Consider the following 21,429-nt stretch of genomic DNA (forward strand, 5'->3'; position numbering starts at 1 on the left):
TTGCACGGGCCTACGGGGTTTTGTAGGTCGGGTAAGCGCAGCGCCACCCGACACAATTCCTAGCACAATTCCAGCTGCAAATTATTATCCTTAATCACCTGCATCACGCCCGCCGGCGGCATCACGTCGGTATAGACCGCGTCCACCATGCTGATACTGCCCATGTTCACCATCGCGTTACGGCCAAACTTGGAATGATCCACCACCAGCATCACGTGGCGCGAGTTTTCGATAATCGCGCGCTTGGTGCGTACCTCGTGATAATCGAACTCCAGCAGCGAGCCGTCGCTGTCGATGCCGCTGATCCCCAGAATGCCGAAGTCGAGGCGGAACTGAGAGATAAAATCGAGGGTCGCTTCGCCGATAATCCCGCCGTCGCGGCTGCGCAGTTCGCCGCCCGCGAGGATGATGCGGAAGTCATCTTTCTGCATCAGGGTATTGGCCACGTTCAGGTTGTTGGTGACCACGCGCAGGTTCTCGTGATCCAGCAGCGCATGGGCCACCGCTTCCGGCGTGGTGCCGATATCAATAAACAGCGTCGCCCCGTTTGGGATCTGGCTGGCGACCTTGCGGGCAATGCGCTCTTTCTCTGCCGTCTGCGTGGCTTTACGGTCATGCCAGGAGGTGTTGACCGAACTGGACGGCAGCGCCGCCCCGCCGTGGTGGCGAAGAATGCGGTTCTGATCGGCCAGGTCGTTCAGGTCACGACGAATGGTTTGTGGGCTGACGGCAAACTGCTCCACCAGCTCTTCGGTGCTGACGTATCCCTGTTTTTTTACCAGTTCGATAATAGCGTCATGACGTTGTGTTTGTTTCATCAATTATCCCTGAGAATTATGTTCGTTTTCGCGCATGGAGCGTGTCGGCAAACGCCATCGCCAGCCCCACGGCCAGCCCGGCGACGTGTGCACCGTTGGCGATAGACATACCAAACAGATCAAACCATCCGGCAATTAGCCATATTAACGCAAAGGTTATTAATCCGCGTTGCAGATAGATGCCGCTTTCCGGATCGCGCTCCCCGCGAAGCCAGACATAGCCCATCAGGGCATACACGACGCCCGACAGTCCGCCAAACCACGGTCCGCTGAACTTGTGCTGCACATAGCCGCTCAGCAGGGCGCTGATAAGGGTAATAACGATCAGCTTGCCGCTGCCCAGACGCTTTTCAACGGCACCGCCGAGATACCACCACCAGAGCAGGTTAAAGAGGATATGCATCACCGAGAAGTGCATCAGCGCGTGGCTAAAGTAGCGCCAGACGTCAAACTCAAGAGACGGGTCATAGGGCCAGGCCAGGGCAATCATCACGCTCTGGTCGCCCACCACGTTCATAATAATGAAGACGATAATGCAGGCCGCCATCAGCAGCAGCGTAAACGGGCCCGCGCGTTCGCGGATGGTGGCAAGGAAGGGAAAACGGCTGTAGTGCAATCCGCTGCCGGTCTGCCCGGACTGCCAGCTGGCCGCCAGATAGCGCGGGTCGCCAGGGTTCTCAAGAAAACGCGCCAGCTCTTCGTTTACGCGCGCGGCCTGGCTCTCGTCGGCCAGCCAGACGTCGGTCTGGTTATGTTGCTGAATGGTCAGAATAACGCCCTGCGTCGCCATATAGTCGACAAACGCCTGGGCGACGCGCGGGTTGGTAAAAGAGGTGATCATCAACATGGGCAGCGGTCGCTTATTTCCACACAAAAGGGGACAGTATAGCGGGATCAGCGCTCAAAAGCGTATTCCACTTCTGCCGGGAAATGACGATGCCAGGCATCAAAGCCGCCGTCGACGCTGTACACCGCGTCGTAGCCCTGCTGAAGCAGATACTGCGCCGCGCCTTTGCTGCTGTTGCCGTGGTAGCACATGACCATGACCGGCGTCTCGAAGTCGTTATCGCGCATAAACGCGCCCAGCGTGTCGTTGGTGAGATGGAACGCGCCCGGCGTGTGGCCCATCGCAAAACTCTGCGGATCGCGGATGTCCACCAGCACCGCTTTTCCCTGGTGCATCTTCTGGTGGGCTTCTTCTACGTTAATACATTCAAACTGATCCATGGTGTTCTCTTTACAGTGGTCAACGACAAGATTTTACCCCGTAGTGTACGTCCTGGCGGCGGGTAAACGCCATTATGTTATCCATATCACTCTAAATTGTTTTTTTGATGTTACCAAAAGCGCGTTCCTTTGCTATTATGAGCGATATCGAACATTTCTGAGCTTTAACGAAAGTGCATGAGGGTGTTATGGAAACCAAAGATCTGATTGTGATAGGCGGTGGCATCAACGGTGCCGGTATTGCGGTCGATGCCGCAGGACGCGGTTTATCCGTACTGATGCTGGAAGCTAACGATCTCGCCTGCGCGACGTCGTCCGCCAGCTCCAAACTGATTCACGGTGGCCTGCGCTACCTGGAACACTACGAATTCCGCCTGGTCAGTGAAGCACTGGCCGAACGCGAAGTGCTGCTGAAAATGGCCCCGCATCTGGCTATCCCGATGCGCTTCCGCCTGCCCCATCGCCCGCATCTGCGTCCGGCGTGGATGATCCGAATTGGTCTGTTTATGTACGATCATCTGGGTAAACGCACCAGCCTCCCGGGTTCGAAAGGTTTGCGTTTTGGCTCAGAATCGGTCCTTAAGCCTGAAATCGTGCGCGGTTTCGAATATTCCGACTGCTGGGTGGACGATGCGCGCCTGGTGCTGGCGAATGCCCAGATGGTCGAGAAGAAAGGCGGCGAGGTGAAAACCCGTACCCGCGCGACCGCGGCCCGTCGTGAAAACGGCCTGTGGATTGTGGAAGCGGAAGACATCGATACCGGTGAGAAATTCAGCTGGAAAGCGCGCGGCCTGGTGAACGCTACCGGCCCATGGGTGAAGCAGTTCTTCGACGACGGCATGCATCTGCCTTCGCCGTACGGCATTCGCCTGATCAAGGGCAGCCACATTGTGGTGCCGCGCGTGCATACGCAGAAGCAGGCCTACATTCTGCAGAACGAAGACAAGCGCATCGTGTTTGTGATCCCGTGGATGGACGAATTCTCGATCATCGGTACCACCGACGTGGAGTACAAAGGCGATCCGAAGAACGTCGAGATCGACGAGAGCGAAGTGAACTACCTGCTCAAAGTGTATAACGCGCACTTTAAGAAACAGCTGTCACGCGATGACGTGGTCTGGACCTACTCCGGCGTGCGTCCGCTGTGCGATGACGAGTCTGACTCACCGCAGGCGATTACCCGCGACTATACGCTCGATATTCACGACGTTGACGGTCAGGCACCGCTGCTTTCCGTGTTTGGCGGCAAGCTGACCACCTACCGCAAGCTGGCCGAGCACGCGCTGGAAAAACTGGCGCCGTACTACAAAGGCATTGGCCCGGCATGGACCAAAGGCGCGGTACTGCCCGGCGGTGATATCGGCGATAACCGCGATGATTACGCCGCCAAGCTGCGCCGTCGCTTCCCGTTCATCACCGAAGGGATGGCGCGCCACTATGCCCGCACCTACGGCAGCAATACCGAGCTATTCCTGGGTGATGCGAAGGACATTGCGGATCTGGGTGAGCATTTCGGCCACGAGCTGTACGAAGCCGAGCTGCGCTATCTGGTTGAGCACGAGTGGGTTCGTCGTCTGGATGATGCTATCTGGCGTCGCACCAAAGAAGGGATGTGGCTCAACGCCGAGCAGCAGTCTCGCGTGGCGCAATGGTTACTGCAAAATGCGGGAAAGCGTGAGCTGTCGCTGGCGTCGTAATTGAAAAAATGCCCGGTGGCGCTGTGCTTACCGGGCCTACGGGATCGAGTAGGCCGGGTAAGGCGAAGCCGTCACCCGGCTTTGTTTTTACAACCTCACCGGATCAATATGCCAGATCGTCTCGGCATACTCCTTGATGGTCCTGTCGGACGAGAAATAGCCCATATTGGCAATGTTATACATCGCGGCGCTGGTCCACTTCTCCTGCTGACGATACAGTTCGTCCACCTTATCCTGACAGTCCACGTAGCTGCGATAATCCGCCAGCACCTGGTAGTGATCGCCAAAGTTAATCAGTGAATCCACCAGATCGCGATAGCGGCTCGGTTCATCAGGGCTGAATACGCCGGTCGCGATCTGCGTCAGCACCTGGCGTAACTCTTCATCCTCTTCGTAATATTGACGTGGCGAGTAGCCTTTCCTGCGCAGCGCCTCCACCTCTTCTGTCGTATTACCGAAGATAAAGATATTTTCTTCGCCCACGTGCTCCAGCATCTCGACATTCGCCCCGTCAAGCGTACCAATGGTCAGCGCGCCGTTAAGGGCAAACTTCATGTTACTGGTGCCGGATGCTTCCGTACCCGCCGTGGAAATCTGCTCAGAGAGATCCGCCGCCGGGATGATCAGCTGCGCCAGGCTTACGCTGTAGTTCGGAATGAACACCACCTTCAGCCTGTCGCCAATGTCCGGATCCTGGTTAACCACCTTCGCCACATCGTTGATGAGATGAATGATGTGCTTCGCCATGTAGTAGGCAGAAGCCGCCTTACCGGCGAAGATCTTCACGCGCGGTACCCATTCGGCCGTTGGATCGGCCTTGATGCGGTTGTAATGGGTGATCACGTGCAGCACGTTCATCAGCTGACGCTTGTATTCGTGGATGCGTTTGATCTGAACGTCGAACAGCGCTTTCGGGTTTGCCACCACGTTGAGGTGCATCGCCAGCCAGACCGCCAGACGCTTTTTGTTCAGCAGCTTGGCTTCGCGCACGGCTTTGTTCACCGTCGGAAAATCAATATGCTGTTCCAGCTCGCTCAGCTGGCTCAAATCGGTACGCCAGGTACGGCCGATATTCTCGTCCAGCACCTCAGAGAGCGGCTGGTTAGCCAGCGCCAGCCAGCGGCGCGGCGTGACGCCATTGGTCACGTTGCAGAACCGCGTCGGGAAGATCTTCGCGAAGTCCGCAAACAGCGACTGCACCATCAGGTTCGAGTGGAGCTCGGACACGCCGTTGACCTTGTGGCTGATGACGACCGCCAGCCAGGCCATGCGCACGCGGCGACCGTTCGATTCATCAATGATGGACGCGCGGCTCAGCAGCCCGGTATCGTTCGGGTACTGCTCCTGCAGTGTCTTGAGGAAGTAGTCGTTAATCTCAAAGATAATCTGCAGATGGCGCGGCAGGATTTTGCCGAGCATATCCACCGGCCACGTTTCCAGCGCTTCACTCATCAGCGTGTGGTTGGTGTAGGAGAACACCTGACAGGTCACTTCAAATGCGTCATCCCAGCTGAACTTATGCTCGTCGATCAGCAGGCGCATCAGCTCCGGAATGGAGAGCACCGGGTGGGTGTCGTTAAGGTGGATTGCGGTTTTCTCCGCCAGGTTGGCGTAGGTTTTGTGCAGCTGATGGTGGCGGCTGAGGATATCCTGAATCGTCGAGGAGACGAGGAAATACTCCTGACGCAGGCGCAGCTCGCGGCCGGAGTAGGTCGAGTCATCCGGGTACAGCACGCGGGACACGTTCTCGGAGTGGTTTTTATCTTCCACCGCCGCAAAGTAGTCACCCTGGTTGAATTTACCGAGGTTAATTTCGCTACTGGCCTGGGCACTCCACAGGCGCAGCGTGTTGGTGGCATCGGTGTCATAGCCGGGGATAATCTGGTCGTAGGCTACGGCCAGGATCTCTTCCGTTTCTACCCAGCGGGATTTTTTGCCTTCCTGCTGGATACGCCCGCCAAAGCGCACCTTGTAGCGCGTATTGTGGCGCTTGAACTCCCACGGGTTGCCGTACTCCAGCCAGTAGTCCGGCGACTCTTTCTGACGCCCATCGACGATGTTCTGTTTGAACATACCGTAGTCGTAGCGAATACCGTAGCCGCGGCCCGGCAGCGCCAGCGTTGCCAGCGAGTCGAGGAAGCAGGCGGCGAGACGCCCCAGGCCGCCGTTGCCGAGGCCCGGGTCGTTCTCTTCGTCGATCAGTTCTTCTAAATCTAACCCCATCTCTTCCAGGGCGGTTTTGACGTCGTCATAAATACCGAGCGACAACAGCGCATTGGACAGCGTGCGGCCAATCAAAAATTCCATCGACAGGTAGTAAACCTGACGCGTTTCCTGCGAGAGCTGGGCGCGGTTTGAGCGCAGCCAGCGTTCCACTAAACGGTCACGTACCGCAAACAGGGTGGCGTTCAGCCACTCGTGCTTGTTGGCAATAACCGGATCTTTCCCGATGGTGAACATCAGCTTGTAGGCGATGGAGTGCTTTAACGCCTCAACGCTGAGCGTGGGTGAAGAGTAGCTAAATGGAGCGTTCATATCAGTAACTTCGCCTCGTTACATCAAGCGTTGATAGAGATCGCGGTATGACTGCGCCGCGACATGCCAGCTAAAGTCCATGGACATCGCCTGACGCTGAACGTAACGCCAGAGCGATGGACGGGACCACAAGACGAAAGCACGCCGAATCGCCCGAAGCAGCGACCAGGCATTACTGTCCTCAAAGACAAACCCGCTGGCGATACCGTCCGCCAGGTTTTCCAGAGAGCTATCGGATACGGTATCCGCCAGCCCGCCCGTGCGGCGTACCAGCGGCAGCGTGCCGTATTTCAGACCGTAAAGCTGCGTCAGGCCGCAGGGTTCGAAACGGCTCGGCACCAGAATGACGTCCGCGCCGCCCATGATGCGGTGCGAGAACGCTTCGTGGTAGCCAATCTGCACGCCCACCTGCCCCGGATGTTCCGCGGCGGCGGCAAGGAAACCTTCCTGCAGCACCGGGTCGCCCGCGCCGAGCAGCGCCAACTGCCCGCCCTGCTCCAGTAAACCGGGCAGCGCCTCCAGCACCAGATCCAGCCCTTTCTGGCTGGTCAGGCGGCTCACTACCGCAAACAGCGGCACCTTGTCGTTAACCTTCAGGCCCATCGCAATCTGCAGCTGGCGTTTATTTTCCGCTTTGTCTTCCACGGAATCACTGCCATAGCGCGCCGCCAGCAGGAGATCGGTTTCCGGGCTCCAGATCTGTTCATCAACGCCGTTCAGAATGCCCGACAGGCGGCCTTCGCGATGGCGCTGCTGCAGCAATCCTTCCATACCGTAGCCAAACTCCGGCTGGGTGATCTCACGCGCGTAGGTTGGGCTCACCGCCGTGATGTGATCGGCGTAGTACAGCCCGGCTTTCAGGAACGAGATCTGCCCGTTAAACTCCAGCCCGTGCATGTTATAGAACGATAATGGCAGATCGATTTCACTCATGTGATGGGCATAGTACATCCCCTGATACGCCAGGTTATGCACGGTAAAGACCGATTTGGCCGGATGGCCGCGCGCCGCGAGATACGCCGGGGCAAGCCCGGCGTGCCAGTCGTGCGCGTGCACTACATCCGGGCGCCAGAACGGATCCAGCCCCGTCGCCATTTCGGCACCGACCCAGCCGAGCAGCGCAAAGCGCAGCACGTTGTCGGTATAGGCGAACAGGTTCGTATCGTGATACGGGCTGCCCGGTCGATCGTATAAGTGCGACGCGTCGATCAGGTAAATCCCTACGCCATTGTAATGTCCAAACAGCAGGGTGATGCGTCCGGCGAACGTCTCACGGCGGGTCACCACTTTTGCATCAGGTATACCGCGCCGGATATCCGGAAAGGCGGGCAGCAGGACTCGGGTATCCACGCCTCCGGCGATCTGCGCTGCCGGTAATGCCCCCAGAACATCTGCCAGACCGCCCGTTTTTAACAACGGGAACATCTCAGAACATACGTGTAAAACCTGCATCATCGCTCCTGTTTGATCTGCAGCTTCCGCAACATTTCCCGTGTGACTAACACGATCCCCTCTTCCGAACGATAGAAACGACGCGCGTCTTCTTCCGCGTTTTCACCAATCACCATCCCTTCGGGAATGACGCAGGCACGATCGATAACGCAGCGACGCAGACGACACGAGCGACCTACCCAGACATCAGGCAGTAAGACTGCCGAATCGATATTACAGAATGAATTTATCCGCACGCGGGGGAACAGCACCGACTGCACCACCACCGAGCCTGAAATAATGCACCCGCCGGACACCAGCGAGTTCAGCGTCATACCGTGGCTGCCGGAGCGATCCTGAACAAATTTGGCCGGCGGCAGCGATTCCATATGGGTACGAATCGGCCAGTTCTGGTCGTACATATCCAGCTCAGGCGTGACCGACGCCAGGTCGAGGTTCGCTTTCCAGTACGCTTCCAGCGTTCCCACATCGCGCCAGTAGGGTTCCGCATTCGGGTCGGACTGCACGCAGGACAGCGGGAAAGGATGTGCATACGCCATGCCAGCTTTCGTGATTTTCGGAATGATGTCTTTACCGAAGTCGTGGCTGGAGTTTTCGTCCTTGTCATCTTCTTCCAGCAGCTCATAAAGATATTCTGCGTCAAAGATGTAGATCCCCATGCTGGCAAGCGATTTGGTGTCATCGCCCGGCATGGTTGGCGGATTCGCCGGTTTTTCAACAAAGTCTATAATTTTGTCGTCGGCATCCACGTGCATCACGCCAAACGCCGTCGCTTCAGCAACGGGCACGGGCAGACACGCCACGGTGCAGCGCGCCCCTTTTTCGACGTGGTCGATAAGCATGTGGGAGTAATCTTGCTTGTAGATGTGGTCCCCGGCGAGGATCACGATGTATTCCGCACTGTAGCGACGAATGATATCAAGGTTCTGCGTCACCGCATCCGCCGTCCCGCGGTACCAGTTCTCGCCGTGGACGCGTTGCTGAGCAGGAAGAAGATCGACAAACTCGTTCATCTCTTCGCTGAAGAATGACCAGCCGCGCTGGATATGCTGAACCAGCGTATGCGACTGATACTGCGTGATGACGCCAATACGGCGAATACCCGAGTTCAGGCAGTTGGAGAGCGCAAAGTCGATGATGCGGAACTTACCACCAAAGTGAACAGCCGGTTTGGCGCGCTTGATGGTCAAATCTTTCAGACGGGTACCACGTCCACCCGCAAGTATCAGGGCAACCGTTTTTAATGGTAGCTGGCGTGCCAACATTAAGGGATCGTTCTTCTCTAATCTAACCATGACTAACTCCTTTTTTATCATCTTTGGAATACGCACACTCCGTGCGCAGGCCCGTGCCAGACAGCCATTACTACCGGATTATCCACTCCGGCAAAGGGGGGAACAGCTCGCCATTCCCCTTCAGGTAAAACAATCTCTGCGACGTCATCCGTCGCGTTCAGCGTGACCAGCCATTTATCCGACAGCAGGATTTGCAGGCGTGGTACGCCGTGTTGCCACTCTTGCGCGCTTAACGGTTGCGCGTCTTGATTCAACCAGCGAACGTTGCCGTCACCCTCTTCCCACCAGCGGTCGGCGGTCAGCGCGGGGATCTGCTGGCGAAGATGGATCAGCGCAGCGGTAAAATGAATCAGCCCGCTGTTGGCTTCACCCCAGTCGAACCAGGTTAACGTGTTGTCCTGGCAATACGCATTGTTGTTACCGTGCTGGCTGTGGCCATGCTCATCGCCTGCCAGCAGCATCGGCGTGCCCTGCGACAATAAAAGCGTTGTCAGCAGCGCATGAATGCTGGCGCGTCGTCGCTCGATAACGTCAAGGCTTCCGCCTAACCCTTCTATACCATGATTAAAGCTATGGTTATTGTTAGTGCCATCGCGATTCTCTTCGCCGTTTGCCTCATTGTGTTTCTGATTGAAACAAACGCAGTCCCTGAGCGTAAAACCGTCGTGCGCCGTCAACAGATTAACGGTGGCCGACGGGCGTTTGCCGTCACGCTTAAAGAGATCGCTTGAAGCGGCAAAGCGTCCGGCGAACTCCCCCAGCGACAGATTCCGTTCCAGCCAGAAGCGCCGCACGGCATCGCGGTAGTGATCGTTCCACTCGGCAAACAGCGGCGGGAAATTCCCGACCTGATAACCGCCTTCACCGATATCCCACGGCTCGGCAATGAGCTTCACCTGCGAGAGCACCGGACAGTTTTTTATCGCCTCAAACAGCGGCGCCTGCTGGCTGAACGCTGGCGTGCGCCCCATCACGGGCGCCAGGTCAAAACGAAAACCGTCGACGTGGAACGTTTCCACCCAGTATTTAAGGCACTCATAAGCAAAATGCGTGACCACCGGATGGCTGAGGTTGAGCGTGTTACCGCAGCCGGTCCAGTTCTCATAATCGCCATCCTGCCTGATCCAATAATAGCTACGGTTATCAATTCCGCGCATGGAGAGCGTCGGACCGTCGAGATCGCTTTCAGCACTGTGGTTCAGCACGACGTCCAGAATGACCTCAATGCCCGCCGTATGAAGCGCTTTCACCGCATCGCGAAACTCGTCCCGCGCCTTTTCCGGATGGGCGGCATAGCGTGGCTCAAGCGCGAACATCGCCAGCGGGTTGTAGCCCCAGTAGTTGCTTAGCCCCAGCCGCTGCAGGCGCGGCTCGCTGGCAAAATGGGCAACGGGCAACAGTTCCAGAGCGGTGATACCGAGGTGTTTCAGGTAGGCGATCATGGTGGGATGCCCGAGCGCCTTATAGGTGCCGCGCATCTCTTTGGGGATCGACGGATGCAGGTACGTCAGCCCTTTGACGTGGGCTTCATAAATGACGGTATTGCCCCACGGCGTCTGCGGCGGGGCATCGTCTTCCCAGTCATAAAGATCGTTCACCACCACGCTTTTTGGCGCGACGGGCGCGCTGTCGCGGTGGTCGGGCTCGCCGTAGCCGACGTGGAAGAGCGGGTCGTCTTTAAATTCACCGTCCACGCGGTGCGCGCACGGGTCAATCAACAGCTTCGCCGGGTTAAACCAGTGCCCCTGCGCCGGAACCCACGGACCGTGTACGCGAAAGCCGTAGTGCATGCCTGGCCGTCCTCCGGCCAGGTAGCCGTGCCAGGTATCCCCCGTGCGCTCAGGTAAATCGTAACGGTGCTCGTTACCTTCCCCATCAAACACGCACAGTTCTACCCGCTCAGCGTGAGCGGAAAAGAGGGTGAAATTGACACCCTTTCCGTCAAAACGCGCGCCGAGCGGTTCGGGTTTACCTGCCGTAAGCTGCGTCATTCGCCCTCCCGCATCAGCCAGATGGTGCCAAGCGGCGGCAGCGTCAGGCTCAGGGAGTTTGGTCGTCCGTGGCTTTCGATGGCGTCGCTCTGTACCAGCCCGCCGTTACCGGCGTTACTGCCGTGATAGTGCATCGAGTCGGTATTCAGAATTTCGCGCCATTTGCCCGGCTGGTTAATACCGAAGCGGTAGTGCTCGCGCGGCACCGGCGTGAAGTTGCTGGCGACGACGATCTCGTTACCCGCTTTGTCACGACGCACAAAGACAAACACCGAGCGCTCGTGGTCGTCCACCACCAGCCACTCAAAGCCGTACGGATCGAAGTCGAGCTCGTGCAGCGCTTTGTGGTGGCGGTAGGTCAGGTTCAGGTCGCGCACCAGACGCTGCACCCCGTGGTGCCAGTTATCACCGCCTTCGAGCAGATGCCAGTCGAGGCTGGCGTCGTGGTTCCACTCGCGTCCCTGAGCGAACTCATTGCCCATAAACAGCAGTTTTTTGCCCGGGAAGGCAAACATCCAGCCGTAGTAGGCGCGCAGGTTGGCAAACTTCTGCCACGCGTCGCCCGGCATGCGGTCGAGAATGGATTTTTTGCCGTGCACTACTTCATCGTGGGACAGCGGCAGCATGAAGTTTTCGGTGTAGTTGTAGAGCATCCCGAACGTCAGCTTATCGTGATGGTACTTGCGGTGAACCGGATCCAGCTTCATGTAGTCGAGCGTGTCGTGCATCCAGCCCAGGTTCCACTTATACCAGAACCCCAGGCCGCCTAATGACGGCGGACGGGAGACGCCCGCAAAGTCGGTCGACTCTTCCGCCATGGTCACGGCGCCGTCCACCTGCTCGCCGATAATGCGGTTGGTATTGCGCAGGAATTCAATCGCTTCCAGGTTTTCACGTCCGCCAAACTCGTTCGGGATCCACTCGCCCTCTTTGCGGCTGTAGTCGCGGTAGATCATCGACGCCACCGCATCGACGCGCAGGGCATCAATGCCGAAGCGCTCTATCCAGTACAGCGCATTCCCGACCAGGTAGTTTGCGACTTCACGGCGACCGTAGTTGTAGATCAGCGTATTCCAGTCCTGGTGATAGCCTTCGCGCGGGTCGCTGTGCTCGTACAGCTTCGTGCCGTCAAACTCTGCCAGCGCGAAATCATCCGACGGGAAATGGCCCGGCACCCAATCGAGGATGACGTTCAGCCCGGCGGCGTGCGCGGCATCAATGAAATAGCGGAAGTCATCGCGCGTGCCGAAGCGGCGCGTTGGCGCATACAGCCCGGTGGGCTGATAGCCCCAGCTGCCGTCGAACGGATGCTCGTTGACCGGCAGCAGCTCAAGGTGGGTAAAGCCCATCCATTTGGCATACGGCACCAGCTGGTCGGCAAGCTCCCGGTAGCTCAGCCAGAAGTTGTTATCGGTGTGGCGACGCCAGGAGCCAAGGTGTACCTCATAGACGGAGATGGGCGCATCAAAGCGGTTGGCCTGTTTACGCTCCTCCGTCTGGACGACCTTCTCCGGCAGGCCGCAAATCAGCGACGCGGTATCCGGGCGCATCTGCGCTTCGAAGGCATATGGGTCGGCTTTAATGCGCAGCTTGCCGTGGGCGTCGATCATCTCGAATTTATAAAGCTGCCCGTGGTGCGCCCCGGGGATAAACAGCTCCCAGATGCCGGTTTCCCGGCGCAGGCGCATCGGGTGGCGGCGGCCGTCCCAGTAGTTGAACTGGCCGACAACGGAAACCCGCTGGGCGTTAGGCGCCCATACGGAGAACCGCGTGCCGGTAATGCCGTCCATAGTATCGGCATGGGCACCCAGCGTTTCATAAGGGCGAAGATGCGTTCCTTCGGAGAGCAGCCAGGCGTCCATCTCTTTAAGCAGAGGGCCAAAGCTGTAAGGATCGTCAATCAGGTTTTGCTGACCGTGCCAGAGAACGGCGAGCTGATAGCGAAAAGGGTTTTTACGACGGGGCATTACGCCCGAGAAGAAGCCACGGGAATCGAGGCATTCAAGATTGCCGACCTTGCGGCCGGTTTTGGGTTCAATCACCCAGACTTCTGTGGCATCCGGTAACAATGCCCGAACTTCAAGGCCATCCTCAGTATGATGCATTCCAAGCACAGAAAAGGGGTCAGCAAAATGACCCGCAATAAGCGCATTAATCACGTCTCTATCCACACGATCGGACATGGTATTCATCCTGTTTTTTATGTCGTCCTTTTTAAGCGCTCCGGGACGACTTTTAATGTGACCTGAACGGGACAGCACAAAAATGTGCATCCAATCTGCTCCGTTCGAACCTCAGGTAAGAAATGACTCTTCCTTAAAGCATAGCCAACGCTCTAGATGACTCCTGATAAAAAATAAGACATACGCGTGTTACTCCATGTAGTACGCAAAAAAAAGGGGTGAAAATCACCCCCCGGTATTTAACAAATTATTACGCCAGCTGGCGCAGCATGCGGCGCAGCGGCTCGGCGGCGCCCCACAGGAGCTGGTCGCCGACGGTGAACGCGGAGAGGTACTCCGGCCCCATGTTCAGCTTGCGCAGACGGCCAACCGGCGTGGTCAGCGTGCCGGTAACGGCAGCCGGGGTCAGCTCGCGCATGGTAATATCGCGATCGTTTGGTACCACTTTCGCCCACGGGTTGTGCGCGGCCAGCAGCTCTTCCACGGTCGGAATAGACACATCTTTTTTCAGTTTAATGGTGAAGGCCTGACTGTGGCAGCGCAGCGCGCCAATACGCACGCACAGACCATCAACCGGAATGGTGTTCGCGGTCGCGAGGATTTTGTTGGTCTCAGCCTGGCCCTTCCACTCTTCGCGGGTCTGGCCGTTATCCAGCTGTTTGTCGATCCACGGGATCAGGCCACCGGCCAGCGGTACGCCAAAGTTATCTACCGGCAGATCGCCGCTGCGGGTCAGCTGAGTGACCTTACGCTCGATATCAAGAATAGCGGACGCCGGGTTTGCCAGCTCGGTCGCGACGCTGTGGTGCAGCTGCCCCATCTGGGTCAGCAGCTCGCGCATGTGACGCGCGCCGCCGCCGGACGCCGCCTGGTAGGTCGCCACGGAGACCCACTCCACCAGATCCTGCGCGAACAGGCCGCCGAGGGACATCAGCATCAGGCTGACGGTGCAGTTGCCGCCAACAAAGGTTTTCACGCCGTTGTTCAGGCCGTCGGTGATAACGCCCTGGTTAACCGGGTCAAGAATGATGATGGCATCGTCTTTCATGCGCAGCGAAGAGGCCGCGTCAATCCAGTAACCCTGCCAGCCGCTTTCACGCAGCTTTGGATAGATTTCGTTGGTATAATCGCCGCCCTGGCACGTCACAATAATGTCGAGTGCCTTCAGCGCTTCCAGATCGTAAGCATCCTGCAACGTGCCTGTGGTACCACCAAAGGACGGAGCAGCCTGGCCGAGCTGGGAAGTGGAGAAGAAGACCGGGCGGATAGCGTCGAAATCGCGCTCTTCAACCATGCGTTGCATGAGTACAGAGCCGACCATACCGCGCCAGCCGATAAAACCAACGTTTTTCATAGCATTTTTTTCCTGCTGAGGGTGTGTGCTGTTTGTGCAAGCCAGTATTGAACTGGGATATGCTTCACATTACAAAATGCTGCCAAAGTCGCAAGCGAAATTAATCGATGATTGCCCGGCAATCAGAAATACAGCTAATTATCATAATAACCATAGAGAGTTTCAGGGATAATTTACATGAGTGAAATCATTTCCGCGGCGGTTTTATTGATCCTGATAATGGATCCACTGGGAAACCTGCCGATCTTCATGTCGGTGTTAAAGCACACCGAGCCGAAGCGCCGTCGGGCGATTATGATCCGCGAGCTGCTCATCGCCCTGCTGGTGATGTTTATCTTCCTGTTTGCGGGGGAAAAAATTCTCGCGTTCCTGAACCTGCGCGCCGAAACCGTTTCGATTTCCGGCGGGATTATTCTGTTCCTGATTGCCATTAAGATGATTTTCCCGAGCGCGGAAGGCAGCAGCAGCGGCCTGCCTGCGGGTGAAGAGCCGTTTATTGTGCCGCTGGCGATTCCCCTCGTCGCCGGGCCAACCATTCTGGCTACGCTGATGCTGCTGTCGCATCAGTATCCTAACCAGATGAGCCATCTGGTGATTGCCCTGCTGATCGCCTGGGGCGGGACGTTTATTATCCTGCTGCAGTCGTCCCTGTTCCTGCGCCTGCTGGGTGAGAAAGGGGTGAACGCACTGGAACGCCTGATGGGGCTGATTCTGGTAATGATGGCGACGCAGATGTTCCTGGACGGGATCCGGGCGTGGATGAAAGGATGACTTTCTCCCTCTCCCCGTGGAAGAGGGCCAGGGTGAGGGCATCAGGCCGCAGAGGACAGCCCATCTACCCCTTACGAATCAAATACCGGTACGGCAGCGCCTCGGTCTGCTGTGCCACCAGCTCATGCTCCATAAAGGTACAAAAGCCGGGAATATCGCGGGTCGTGGCCGGGTCATCGGCAATAATCAGCAGCGTTTCACCGGTCTGCATGTTGCGCACGGTTTTGCGTACCATCATTACCGGTTCCGGGCAGCGAAGGCCCTGGGCATCAAGAGTGTGGTCTGGGCTGGAAAACAGGTCGGTCATGGTCTTCTCGGTCTGGTAAAAACGGCTGTAGTTTACGCCCGGTTGCGATCAATGCAAACCAGGTTAACGATTGCGTAAAAACTAACCATTGCAATGTCCTGCCAAAGCAGTATCATGCTGCGGTTTTTATTGGGTTCCCTCACCCCAACGTATAAAAAGGTCACAATATGACGTCGTTTTCTGAATCACAGCGCGTAAAAGCGTTGTTCTGGCTTTCGCTTTTCCATTTGCTGGTGATCACCTCCAGCAACTATCTGGTGCAGCTCCCGATCTCCATCTTTGGTTTTCATACCACCTGGGGCGCGTTCAGCTTCCCGTTTATTTTCCTCGCGACGGATTTGACCGTGCGTATCTTTGGCGCACCGCTGGCTCGCCGCATTATTTTTTCGGTCATGCTCCCGGCGCTGTTCATCTCGTACGTGGTTTCCTCCCTGTTTTATATGGGAAGCTGGCAGGGCTTTGAGGCGTTAACCCACTTCAACCTGTTTGTTGCCCGTATCGCCGCGGCAAGCTTTATGGCCTACGCGCTGGGGCAGATCCTCGACGTGCATGTGTTTAACCGCCTGCGTCAGAACCATCGCTGGTGGATGGCGCCAACCGCCTCCACGCTGTTCGGTAACGTGAGCGATACGCTGGCCTTCTTCTTCATCGCCTTCTGGCGCAGCCCGGATGCGTTCATGGCTGAACACTGGATGGAAATCGCGCTGGTGGACTACTGCTTCAAGGTCCTCATCAGCATTGTCTTCTTCCTGCCCATGTACGGCGTGCTGCTCAATATGCTGCTGAAAAGGCTGGCAGATAAATCTGAAATCACGGCATTGCAGGCTGGTTAAGGGTTCGCTTTATCAGTTGTGATAAGATGAGCGAATGAGCCGTTATGGCCGTTTATCGAAAGGAAGAAGTCAATGCGCAATCTGGTTAAATATGTCGGGATTGGCCTGATGGTTGTGGGTCTTGCAGCCTGTGATAACAGCGACACGAAAACGCCTGCTCAGGGCGCATCCGCAGAGAGCAACGCGACCGGCCAGCCGGTGAATCTGATGGATGGCAAACTCAGTTTCTCTCTGCCAGCCGATATGACTGACCAGAGCGGCAAGCTGGGCACCCAGGCGAACAACATGCACGTGTACTCCGACGCAACCGGGCAGAAAGCGGTCATTGTGATTGTGGGCGACGACACCAGCGAAGATCTGGCCGTTCTGTCCAAACGTCTGGAAGATCAGCAGCGCGGCCGTGATCCACAGCTGCAGGTTGTCACCAATAAATCCATCGAGCTGAAAGGCCACACGCTGCAACAGCTCGACAGCATCATCTCTGCAAAAGGCCAGACCGCTTACTCTTCTGTTGTGCTGGGCAAGGTTGATAACAAACTGCTGACCCTGCAGATCACCCTGCCTGCAGAAGATCAGCAGAAAGCGCAGACGGCTGCTGAAAACATCATTAACACCATCGTGATCCAGTAACCCTTCACGACGATGACGTGGCCTCCGGTGCCTGCACCGGGGGCCATTTTTTTAGCCACCACGTCAGCAGCAGCGCAATCACCACCAGACCCGCCGCGGCAAGATAGATCACCGGAACCCCTGCCCAGGCCATCACCAGCCCCGCCAGTGGGCCGGTAATGCCTAAAGACATATCCATAAACACCGTATAGGTCGCCAGCGCCGCTCCCTGATTCTGCTGCGGCACGGCTTTTACCGCCACCACGCCCAGCGCCGGGAAGACCAGGGAAAAGCCTGCCCCCGCGAGGAACACGCCCACTTTCGCGACCCAGGGCACCACCGCTATTCCGGTCAGCAGCAGCCCCACAATCTCTATCGCAAAGCAGATCTTCGCCACATTCAGCCCGCCCAGACGGTTGATGCCGTTAGGGAAAAGCAGGCGCGCGCCAACAAACGCACAGCTGAAAAGGGTTAACGCAAAGGCCGCGCCGTCCCAGCCTTTGGCGTCGTAGAACAGAGTAATGAAGGTCGCTATCACGCCGAAGCCGGTGGTCGCCAGTGCCAGGGCCATGCCGTACGGCCAGACGCGCCCCAATACCGCCCGAAACGGCAGCGGCTTACCTTTGCTGGCCTTCACTTTCGGGCGCGGCAGCGCAAAGAGGATCGCCAGCAGCGCGACCGCCATAATGGTGATGGCCAGCCCATGCAGCCCGCCCAGCGCATAGCAGGCCACGCCGAGCGGCGCACCGAGCGCCATCGCACCGTAGGTGACAATCCCGTTCCAGGAGATCACCCGGCCAATGTGCGGTGCGCCTACCACCCCCACGCCCCACAGCGTCGAACCGGTTCCCGCCAGACTTTGCCCAATGCCCAGAATGACGCGACCCAGGCAGAGCAGCGCCAGGCTGACAAGCGGCCAGTGGCTGGTTGCGGCAGCCAGCAGATAGCTCAGGCCACTGAGAAAACAGCCGCACAGTCCCACCACCACGATGCTTTTTGGACCGAACGTGTCCGCGTAGCGCCCGGCATGCGGGCGGCTGAGGAGCGTGGCGAAATATTGCAGGCTAATCACCAGCCCCGCCCAGAAGGCGCTGAAGCCCATCACGTCATGGACATAGCCCGGCAGGACCGCCAGCGGCAGGCCAATGGTCAGATAGCTGGCAAAGTTGAAAATCACAACGGAAACGATGCGCAGATTGAGGCGCAGTCCGCTCAGTGCCGGTTCAGCGGCAGGTTCGGGCATGGGGTTCTACCTGGATTTTTTACAACAGTGTTTCACTATTACCACGGCGCAATAAGAAAATCAGCCCCGACTTTCAGATTAACGGCCCCAGACGAAGCGGAGCCCGGGCACTACACTTACCGGGTCATCATATTAAGGAACACGCATGATCGCTAACCCGTCCGACAAAGCTGGACTCCACATCTTATTAAAACTCGCCTGTCTGGTGGTTATCCTTGCGGGTATCCATGCTGCCGCTGACATTATTGTTCAGCTCCTGCTGGCGCTCTTTTTTGCCATTGTGCTTAATCCTCTGGTCACCTGGTTTTTACGCCGGGGCGTCAGCCGTCCGGTAGCCATCACCATCGTCGTCATCGTGATGCTGATTGCCCTGACGGCGCTCTTAGGCGTGCTGGCGGCATCGCTGAGCGAATTCTCCACCATGCTGCCGCAGTACAACAAAGAGCTGACGCGTAAGATTGTCGCACTCCAGGAGATGGTGCCCTTCCTTAATCTGCACATCTCACCCGAACGGATGCTGCGCAGGATGGACTCCGAGAAGGTCATGACCTACGCCACCACCTTAATGACGGGGCTTTCCGGCGCGATGGCCAGCATTCTGCTGCTGGTCATGACGGTGGTGTTTATGCTGTTCGAAGTCCGCCACGTTCCCTACAAGCTGCGCTTTGCACTGAATAATCCACAAATTCACATTGCGGGCTTACACCGGGCACTGAAGGGCGTCTCCAAATACCTGGCGCTGAAAACGCTCCTGAGCGTCTGGACCGGAGTCATTGTCTGGCTGGGGCTGATGCTGATGGACGTGCAGTTCGCGCTGATGTGGGGCGTGCTGGCCTTTCTGCTGAACTACGTGCCCAATATTGGCGCGGTGCTTTCCGCCGTGCCGCCGATGATTCAGGCGTTTCTGTTTAACGGCTTCTATGAATGTATGCTGGTCGGCGCGCTGTTCCTCGTCGTGCATATGGTGCTGGGCAATATTCTTGAGCCGCGCATGATGGGGCACCGGCTGGGTATGTCGACGCTGGTGGTGTTTTTATCCTTACTGATTTGGGGATGGCTGCTGGGCCCGGTCGGAATGCTGCTCTCGGTCCCCCTGACCAGCGTGTGTAAGATCTGGATGGAGACCACCAAAGGCGGCAGCAAACTGGCGATCCTGCTTGGGCCAGGGAGGCCGAAAAGTCGGTTACCCGGGTAACCGACCTACCTGTACAGGTAGGTTTAAACCGTTAGTAATACGCCGTAAATTACCGCGACCCTAATCCGTCGCGGTATTTTTATTTGCGTTAAGGCGACATTCTCTCTGTCTTTATTTACGCCACACGCATTATGTTGAAACGCAATCCATGATTTAACGAAAATTATAAAAAATGAAATTCTTATTTATTTTCCATGTTATTATGCCCGCCTTCGCGTCAACGTAATGCAAACATTAATATTGATTAAAAAATACATCTGGCACAAACAATACGCCGAATGAATATTATTTGTAAAAACCACTACCTTTAATTGTTATTATTGATATGGAGTTGTTGATGAAAAAGATCGTTAAATGGTGTGCTGCTGCCGTATTCGTTGGCGCACTGGCAGGCTGTGCGCGTACCGCCCCAATCGCTCAGGTTCACTCTATTGTCAGCGCGGGTCATACTGCCGATCAGGTAAAAACGGCAATTTTGAAAGCAGGACAAAAGCGTGACTGGATCATGACGGAAGCGGGTCCTGGTGTGATTAAGGGACGTCTACAGTCACGCGATCACTCGGTCCAGGTGAGTATTCCGTACACGGCAACAAGCTATTCAATCAACTATGAAAATAGCCTTAACCTGAAAGCGGCAGACGGTAAAATTCACAAAAACTATAACCGCTGGGTGAATAACCTCGACCACGATATTCAGCTGAACCTCTCCGCTGGCGCCACGCTGTAATATTTTTCTAAAGTCGGGCCGCGTATGGCCCGATAACCTCTCTTTATTGCCCTAAAAGGTTACGCAGTAATGTACGAAAAGGACACACTCAGCGCACTGGATGCCATTACCGAAGCGCAACGCATCGCCTTTGCCCCGATGTTATTCCAGACAGCGCTTTGTCTGCGTAACTCAGGCGTTCTCGCCTGGCTCGATACACAAGGTAAACAGGGTGCCAGCCTCGAGGAAATAACCGAACACAGCACGCTCGGCAGCTATGGGGTTAGCGTACTGCTGGATATGGGATTAAGCGGTCGAATCGTTACCCAACAGAATGGACGTTATTTCCTGGCGAAAGTGGGCCATTTTTTACTGCACGACGAAATGACCCGCGTAAATATGGATTTCACCCAGGACGTTTGTTACCAGGGGCTATTTCACCTGGCGGACGCCCTTCAGGAAGAAAAGCCAGCCGGATTAGCCGTGTTTGGCCACTGGCCAACCATCTACCCGGCGTTATCCCAATTACCGGCTCCGGCGAAAGAGAGCTGGTTCGCCTTTGATCATTACTATTCTGACGCTGCTTTTGACGCTGCGTTGCCATATATATTCGCAAGCTCGCCGACAAAATTGTACGATGTGGGCGGAAATACGGGTAAATGGTCGTTACGCTGCTGCCGCTATGACGAAAATGTTGCTGTGACGATCCTCGATCTGCCGCAGCAGATTGCGCTGGCGCAGGAAAACATCGCAAAAGCAGGTTTTTCTCATCGTATTGCATTCTATGCTGTCGATATGCTTAGCCCAGCAGCATTGCCGGGTGACGCCGACGTCTGGTGGATGAGCCAGTTCCTGGATTGTTTCTCTCCGGATCAGATTGTCGCCATGCTGACGCGCGTCGCACAGGTCATGAAGCCAGGCGCACGTTTGTGCATTATGGAGCTTTTCTGGGATGCCCAGAAGTTTGAAGCGGCCTCTTTCAGCCTGAATGCCACCTCGCTCTATTTCACCTGTATGGCGAATGGTAATAGCCGGTTTTACAGCGTAGAGAAGTTTTATTGCTACCTGGAGAGCGCAGGTTTCAGCGTTGAACAGCGGCTGGACAACCTTGGGGTCGGTCATACCCTGCTGATATGCACCAAACGTGAACAATAGAGCAGCTTAGCTGCCCGGGTGGCCCAGCCTGCCCTTTGAATACGGTTTTTTTTCGCGG

General features: G+C 56.6%; 18 protein-coding genes. 7 read left to right on the forward strand and 11 right to left on the reverse strand.

What is annotated here, in order from left to right:
• Positions 1–59: 59 nt before the first annotated feature.
• Genes V1566_RS01365 through glpE form a run of 3 tightly spaced genes read right to left on the reverse strand, consistent with a single transcriptional unit; the run spans position 60 to position 2,045 of the window.
• The gene (locus tag V1566_RS01365; protein WP_008503060.1) at positions 60–818 is read right to left on the reverse strand and encodes a DeoR/GlpR family transcriptional regulator; all 759 of its coding nucleotides are present in this window, start codon (positions 816–818) and stop codon (positions 60–62) included.
• A gap of 16 nt (positions 819–834) precedes the next feature.
• Positions 835–1,665 (reverse strand): rhomboid family intramembrane serine protease GlpG, encoded by an 831-nt coding sequence (gene glpG, locus V1566_RS01370; RefSeq protein WP_121426134.1) that lies wholly within the window; start codon positions 1,663–1,665, stop codon positions 835–837.
• A gap of 47 nt (positions 1,666–1,712) precedes the next feature.
• Positions 1,713–2,045, reverse strand: coding sequence for a thiosulfate sulfurtransferase GlpE (glpE, locus tag V1566_RS01375; protein ID WP_006177908.1), 333 nt, complete (start codon positions 2,043–2,045; stop codon positions 1,713–1,715).
• Between the two features lie 188 nt (positions 2,046–2,233).
• Between glpE and glpD the strand changes: the two genes are divergently transcribed.
• Positions 2,234–3,742, forward strand: coding sequence for a glycerol-3-phosphate dehydrogenase (gene glpD / locus V1566_RS01380; protein ID WP_032662239.1), 1,509 nt, complete (start codon positions 2,234–2,236; stop codon positions 3,740–3,742).
• Positions 3,743–3,829: 87 nt separating this feature from the next.
• Here glpD and glgP read toward each other — a convergent pair whose 3' ends face one another.
• The 6 genes from glgP to asd all read right to left on the reverse strand — a co-directional run bounded on the left by glgP (position 3,830) and on the right by asd (position 14,552).
• A complete protein-coding gene (glgP, locus tag V1566_RS01385; RefSeq protein ID WP_395304860.1) occupies positions 3,830–6,277 on the reverse strand; it encodes a glycogen phosphorylase in 2,448 nt (815 codons plus the stop codon).
• An 18-nt stretch (positions 6,278–6,295) separates the two neighbouring features.
• Positions 6,296–7,729: a glycogen synthase GlgA gene (gene glgA / locus V1566_RS01390; protein ID WP_395305938.1), complete on the reverse strand. Its 1,434-nt coding sequence runs from the start codon at positions 7,727–7,729 to the stop codon at positions 6,296–6,298.
• Positions 7,729–9,024: a glucose-1-phosphate adenylyltransferase gene (gene glgC, locus V1566_RS01395; RefSeq protein WP_063144256.1), complete on the reverse strand. Its 1,296-nt coding sequence runs from the start codon at positions 9,022–9,024 to the stop codon at positions 7,729–7,731. Before glgC ends, glgA begins: the two co-directional genes overlap by 1 nt.
• Before the next feature lie 17 nt (positions 9,025–9,041).
• The gene (gene glgX, locus V1566_RS01400) at positions 9,042–11,015 is read right to left on the reverse strand and encodes a glycogen debranching protein GlgX (protein ID WP_395304861.1); all 1,974 of its coding nucleotides are present in this window, start codon (positions 11,013–11,015) and stop codon (positions 9,042–9,044) included.
• Positions 11,012–13,198, reverse strand: coding sequence for a 1,4-alpha-glucan branching enzyme (glgB, locus tag V1566_RS01405; protein ID WP_395304862.1), 2,187 nt, complete (start codon positions 13,196–13,198; stop codon positions 11,012–11,014). The genes glgX and glgB overlap by 4 nt, the downstream gene beginning before the upstream one ends.
• Positions 13,199–13,448: 250 nt before the next feature.
• On the reverse strand, positions 13,449–14,552 hold the full coding sequence (gene asd, locus V1566_RS01410; RefSeq protein ID WP_395304863.1) for an aspartate-semialdehyde dehydrogenase: 1,104 nt from the start codon (positions 14,550–14,552) through the stop codon (positions 13,449–13,451).
• A gap of 177 nt (positions 14,553–14,729) precedes the next feature.
• Here asd and yhgN point away from each other — a divergent pair, with 177 nt between their 5' ends.
• Positions 14,730–15,323, forward strand: a complete 594-nt coding sequence (yhgN, locus tag V1566_RS01415; protein WP_003861574.1) for an NAAT family transporter YhgN — start codon at positions 14,730–14,732, stop codon at positions 15,321–15,323.
• A gap of 64 nt (positions 15,324–15,387) precedes the next feature.
• On the opposite strand, the gene tusA is transcribed toward yhgN, so the two are convergent.
• Entirely contained in the window at positions 15,388–15,630 is a 243-nt protein-coding gene (gene tusA, locus V1566_RS01420; RefSeq protein ID WP_008503071.1) for a sulfurtransferase TusA, read from the reverse strand.
• A 167-nt stretch (positions 15,631–15,797) separates the two neighbouring features.
• On the opposite strand from tusA, the gene V1566_RS01425 reads away from it, so the two are divergent.
• A complete protein-coding gene (locus tag V1566_RS01425) occupies positions 15,798–16,463 on the forward strand; it encodes a 7-cyano-7-deazaguanine/7-aminomethyl-7-deazaguanine transporter (protein WP_023309514.1) in 666 nt (221 codons plus the stop codon).
• Positions 16,464–16,535: 72 nt separating this feature from the next.
• Positions 16,536–17,093 (forward strand): DcrB family lipoprotein, encoded by a 558-nt coding sequence (locus V1566_RS01430; protein WP_395304864.1) that lies wholly within the window; start codon positions 16,536–16,538, stop codon positions 17,091–17,093.
• Positions 17,094–17,097: 4 nt separating this feature from the next.
• On the opposite strand, the gene V1566_RS01435 is transcribed toward V1566_RS01430, so the two are convergent.
• Positions 17,098–18,315, reverse strand: a complete 1,218-nt coding sequence (locus V1566_RS01435; protein ID WP_395304865.1) for an MFS transporter — start codon at positions 18,313–18,315, stop codon at positions 17,098–17,100.
• 145 nt (positions 18,316–18,460) lie between these two features.
• On the opposite strand from V1566_RS01435, the gene V1566_RS01440 reads away from it, so the two are divergent.
• The 3 genes from V1566_RS01440 (at position 18,461) to V1566_RS01450 (ending at position 21,371) form a co-directional block, all read left to right on the forward strand.
• Positions 18,461–19,510 carry an AI-2E family transporter gene (locus V1566_RS01440; protein ID WP_395304866.1) on the forward strand — a complete coding sequence of 350 codons (1,050 nt, stop codon included), beginning with the start codon at positions 18,461–18,463 and terminating at the stop codon, positions 19,508–19,510.
• Between the two features lie 337 nt (positions 19,511–19,847).
• Positions 19,848–20,237, forward strand: coding sequence for a lipoprotein (locus V1566_RS01445; RefSeq protein WP_395304867.1), 390 nt, complete (start codon positions 19,848–19,850; stop codon positions 20,235–20,237).
• A 69-nt stretch (positions 20,238–20,306) separates the two neighbouring features.
• Positions 20,307–21,371, forward strand: a complete 1,065-nt coding sequence (locus V1566_RS01450) for a class I SAM-dependent methyltransferase (protein WP_395304868.1) — start codon at positions 20,307–20,309, stop codon at positions 21,369–21,371.
• Positions 21,372–21,429: the final 58 nt, after the last annotated feature.

The organism is Enterobacter sp. ECC-019, assembly GCF_043974075.1.
In the GTDB taxonomy this organism is placed as follows: domain Bacteria; phylum Pseudomonadota; class Gammaproteobacteria; order Enterobacterales; family Enterobacteriaceae; genus Enterobacter; species Enterobacter asburiae_D.

Excerpts from the sequence above, each read along its gene's own strand:
- glpG (WP_121426134.1), bottom strand. The coding sequence starts at position 1,665 with ATGTTGATGATCACCTCTTTTACCAACCCGCGCGTCGCCCAGGCGTTT.
- glpD (WP_032662239.1), top strand. The coding sequence starts at position 2,234 with ATGGAAACCAAAGATCTGATTGTGATAGGCGGTGGCATCAACGGTGCC.
- yhgN (WP_003861574.1), top strand. The coding sequence starts at position 14,730 with ATGAGTGAAATCATTTCCGCGGCGGTTTTATTGATCCTGATAATGGAT.
- tusA (WP_008503071.1), bottom strand. The coding sequence starts at position 15,630 with ATGACCGACCTGTTTTCCAGCCCAGACCACACTCTTGATGCCCAGGGC.
- V1566_RS01450 (WP_395304868.1), top strand. The coding sequence starts at position 20,307 with ATGTACGAAAAGGACACACTCAGCGCACTGGATGCCATTACCGAAGCG.
- glgX (WP_395304861.1), bottom strand. The coding sequence starts at position 11,015 with ATGACGCAGCTTACGGCAGGTAAACCCGAACCGCTCGGCGCGCGTTTT.
- glpE (WP_006177908.1), bottom strand. The coding sequence starts at position 2,045 with ATGGATCAGTTTGAATGTATTAACGTAGAAGAAGCCCACCAGAAGATG.
- V1566_RS01365 (WP_008503060.1), bottom strand. The coding sequence starts at position 818 with ATGAAACAAACACAACGTCATGACGCTATTATCGAACTGGTAAAAAAA.
- V1566_RS01430 (WP_395304864.1), top strand. The coding sequence starts at position 16,536 with ATGCGCAATCTGGTTAAATATGTCGGGATTGGCCTGATGGTTGTGGGT.
- V1566_RS01445 (WP_395304867.1), top strand. The coding sequence starts at position 19,848 with ATGAAAAAGATCGTTAAATGGTGTGCTGCTGCCGTATTCGTTGGCGCA.
- glgB (WP_395304862.1), bottom strand. The coding sequence starts at position 13,198 with ATGTCCGATCGTGTGGATAGAGACGTGATTAATGCGCTTATTGCGGGT.
- asd (WP_395304863.1), bottom strand. The coding sequence starts at position 14,552 with ATGAAAAACGTTGGTTTTATCGGCTGGCGCGGTATGGTCGGCTCTGTA.
- glgA (WP_395305938.1), bottom strand. The coding sequence starts at position 7,729 with ATGCAGGTTTTACACGTATGTTCTGAGATGTTCCCGTTGTTAAAAACG.
- V1566_RS01435 (WP_395304865.1), bottom strand. The coding sequence starts at position 18,315 with ATGCCCGAACCTGCCGCTGAACCGGCACTGAGCGGACTGCGCCTCAAT.
- V1566_RS01425 (WP_023309514.1), top strand. The coding sequence starts at position 15,798 with ATGACGTCGTTTTCTGAATCACAGCGCGTAAAAGCGTTGTTCTGGCTT.
- glgC (WP_063144256.1), bottom strand. The coding sequence starts at position 9,024 with ATGGTTAGATTAGAGAAGAACGATCCCTTAATGTTGGCACGCCAGCTA.
- V1566_RS01440 (WP_395304866.1), top strand. The coding sequence starts at position 18,461 with ATGATCGCTAACCCGTCCGACAAAGCTGGACTCCACATCTTATTAAAA.
- glgP (WP_395304860.1), bottom strand. The coding sequence starts at position 6,277 with ATGAACGCTCCATTTAGCTACTCTTCACCCACGCTCAGCGTTGAGGCG.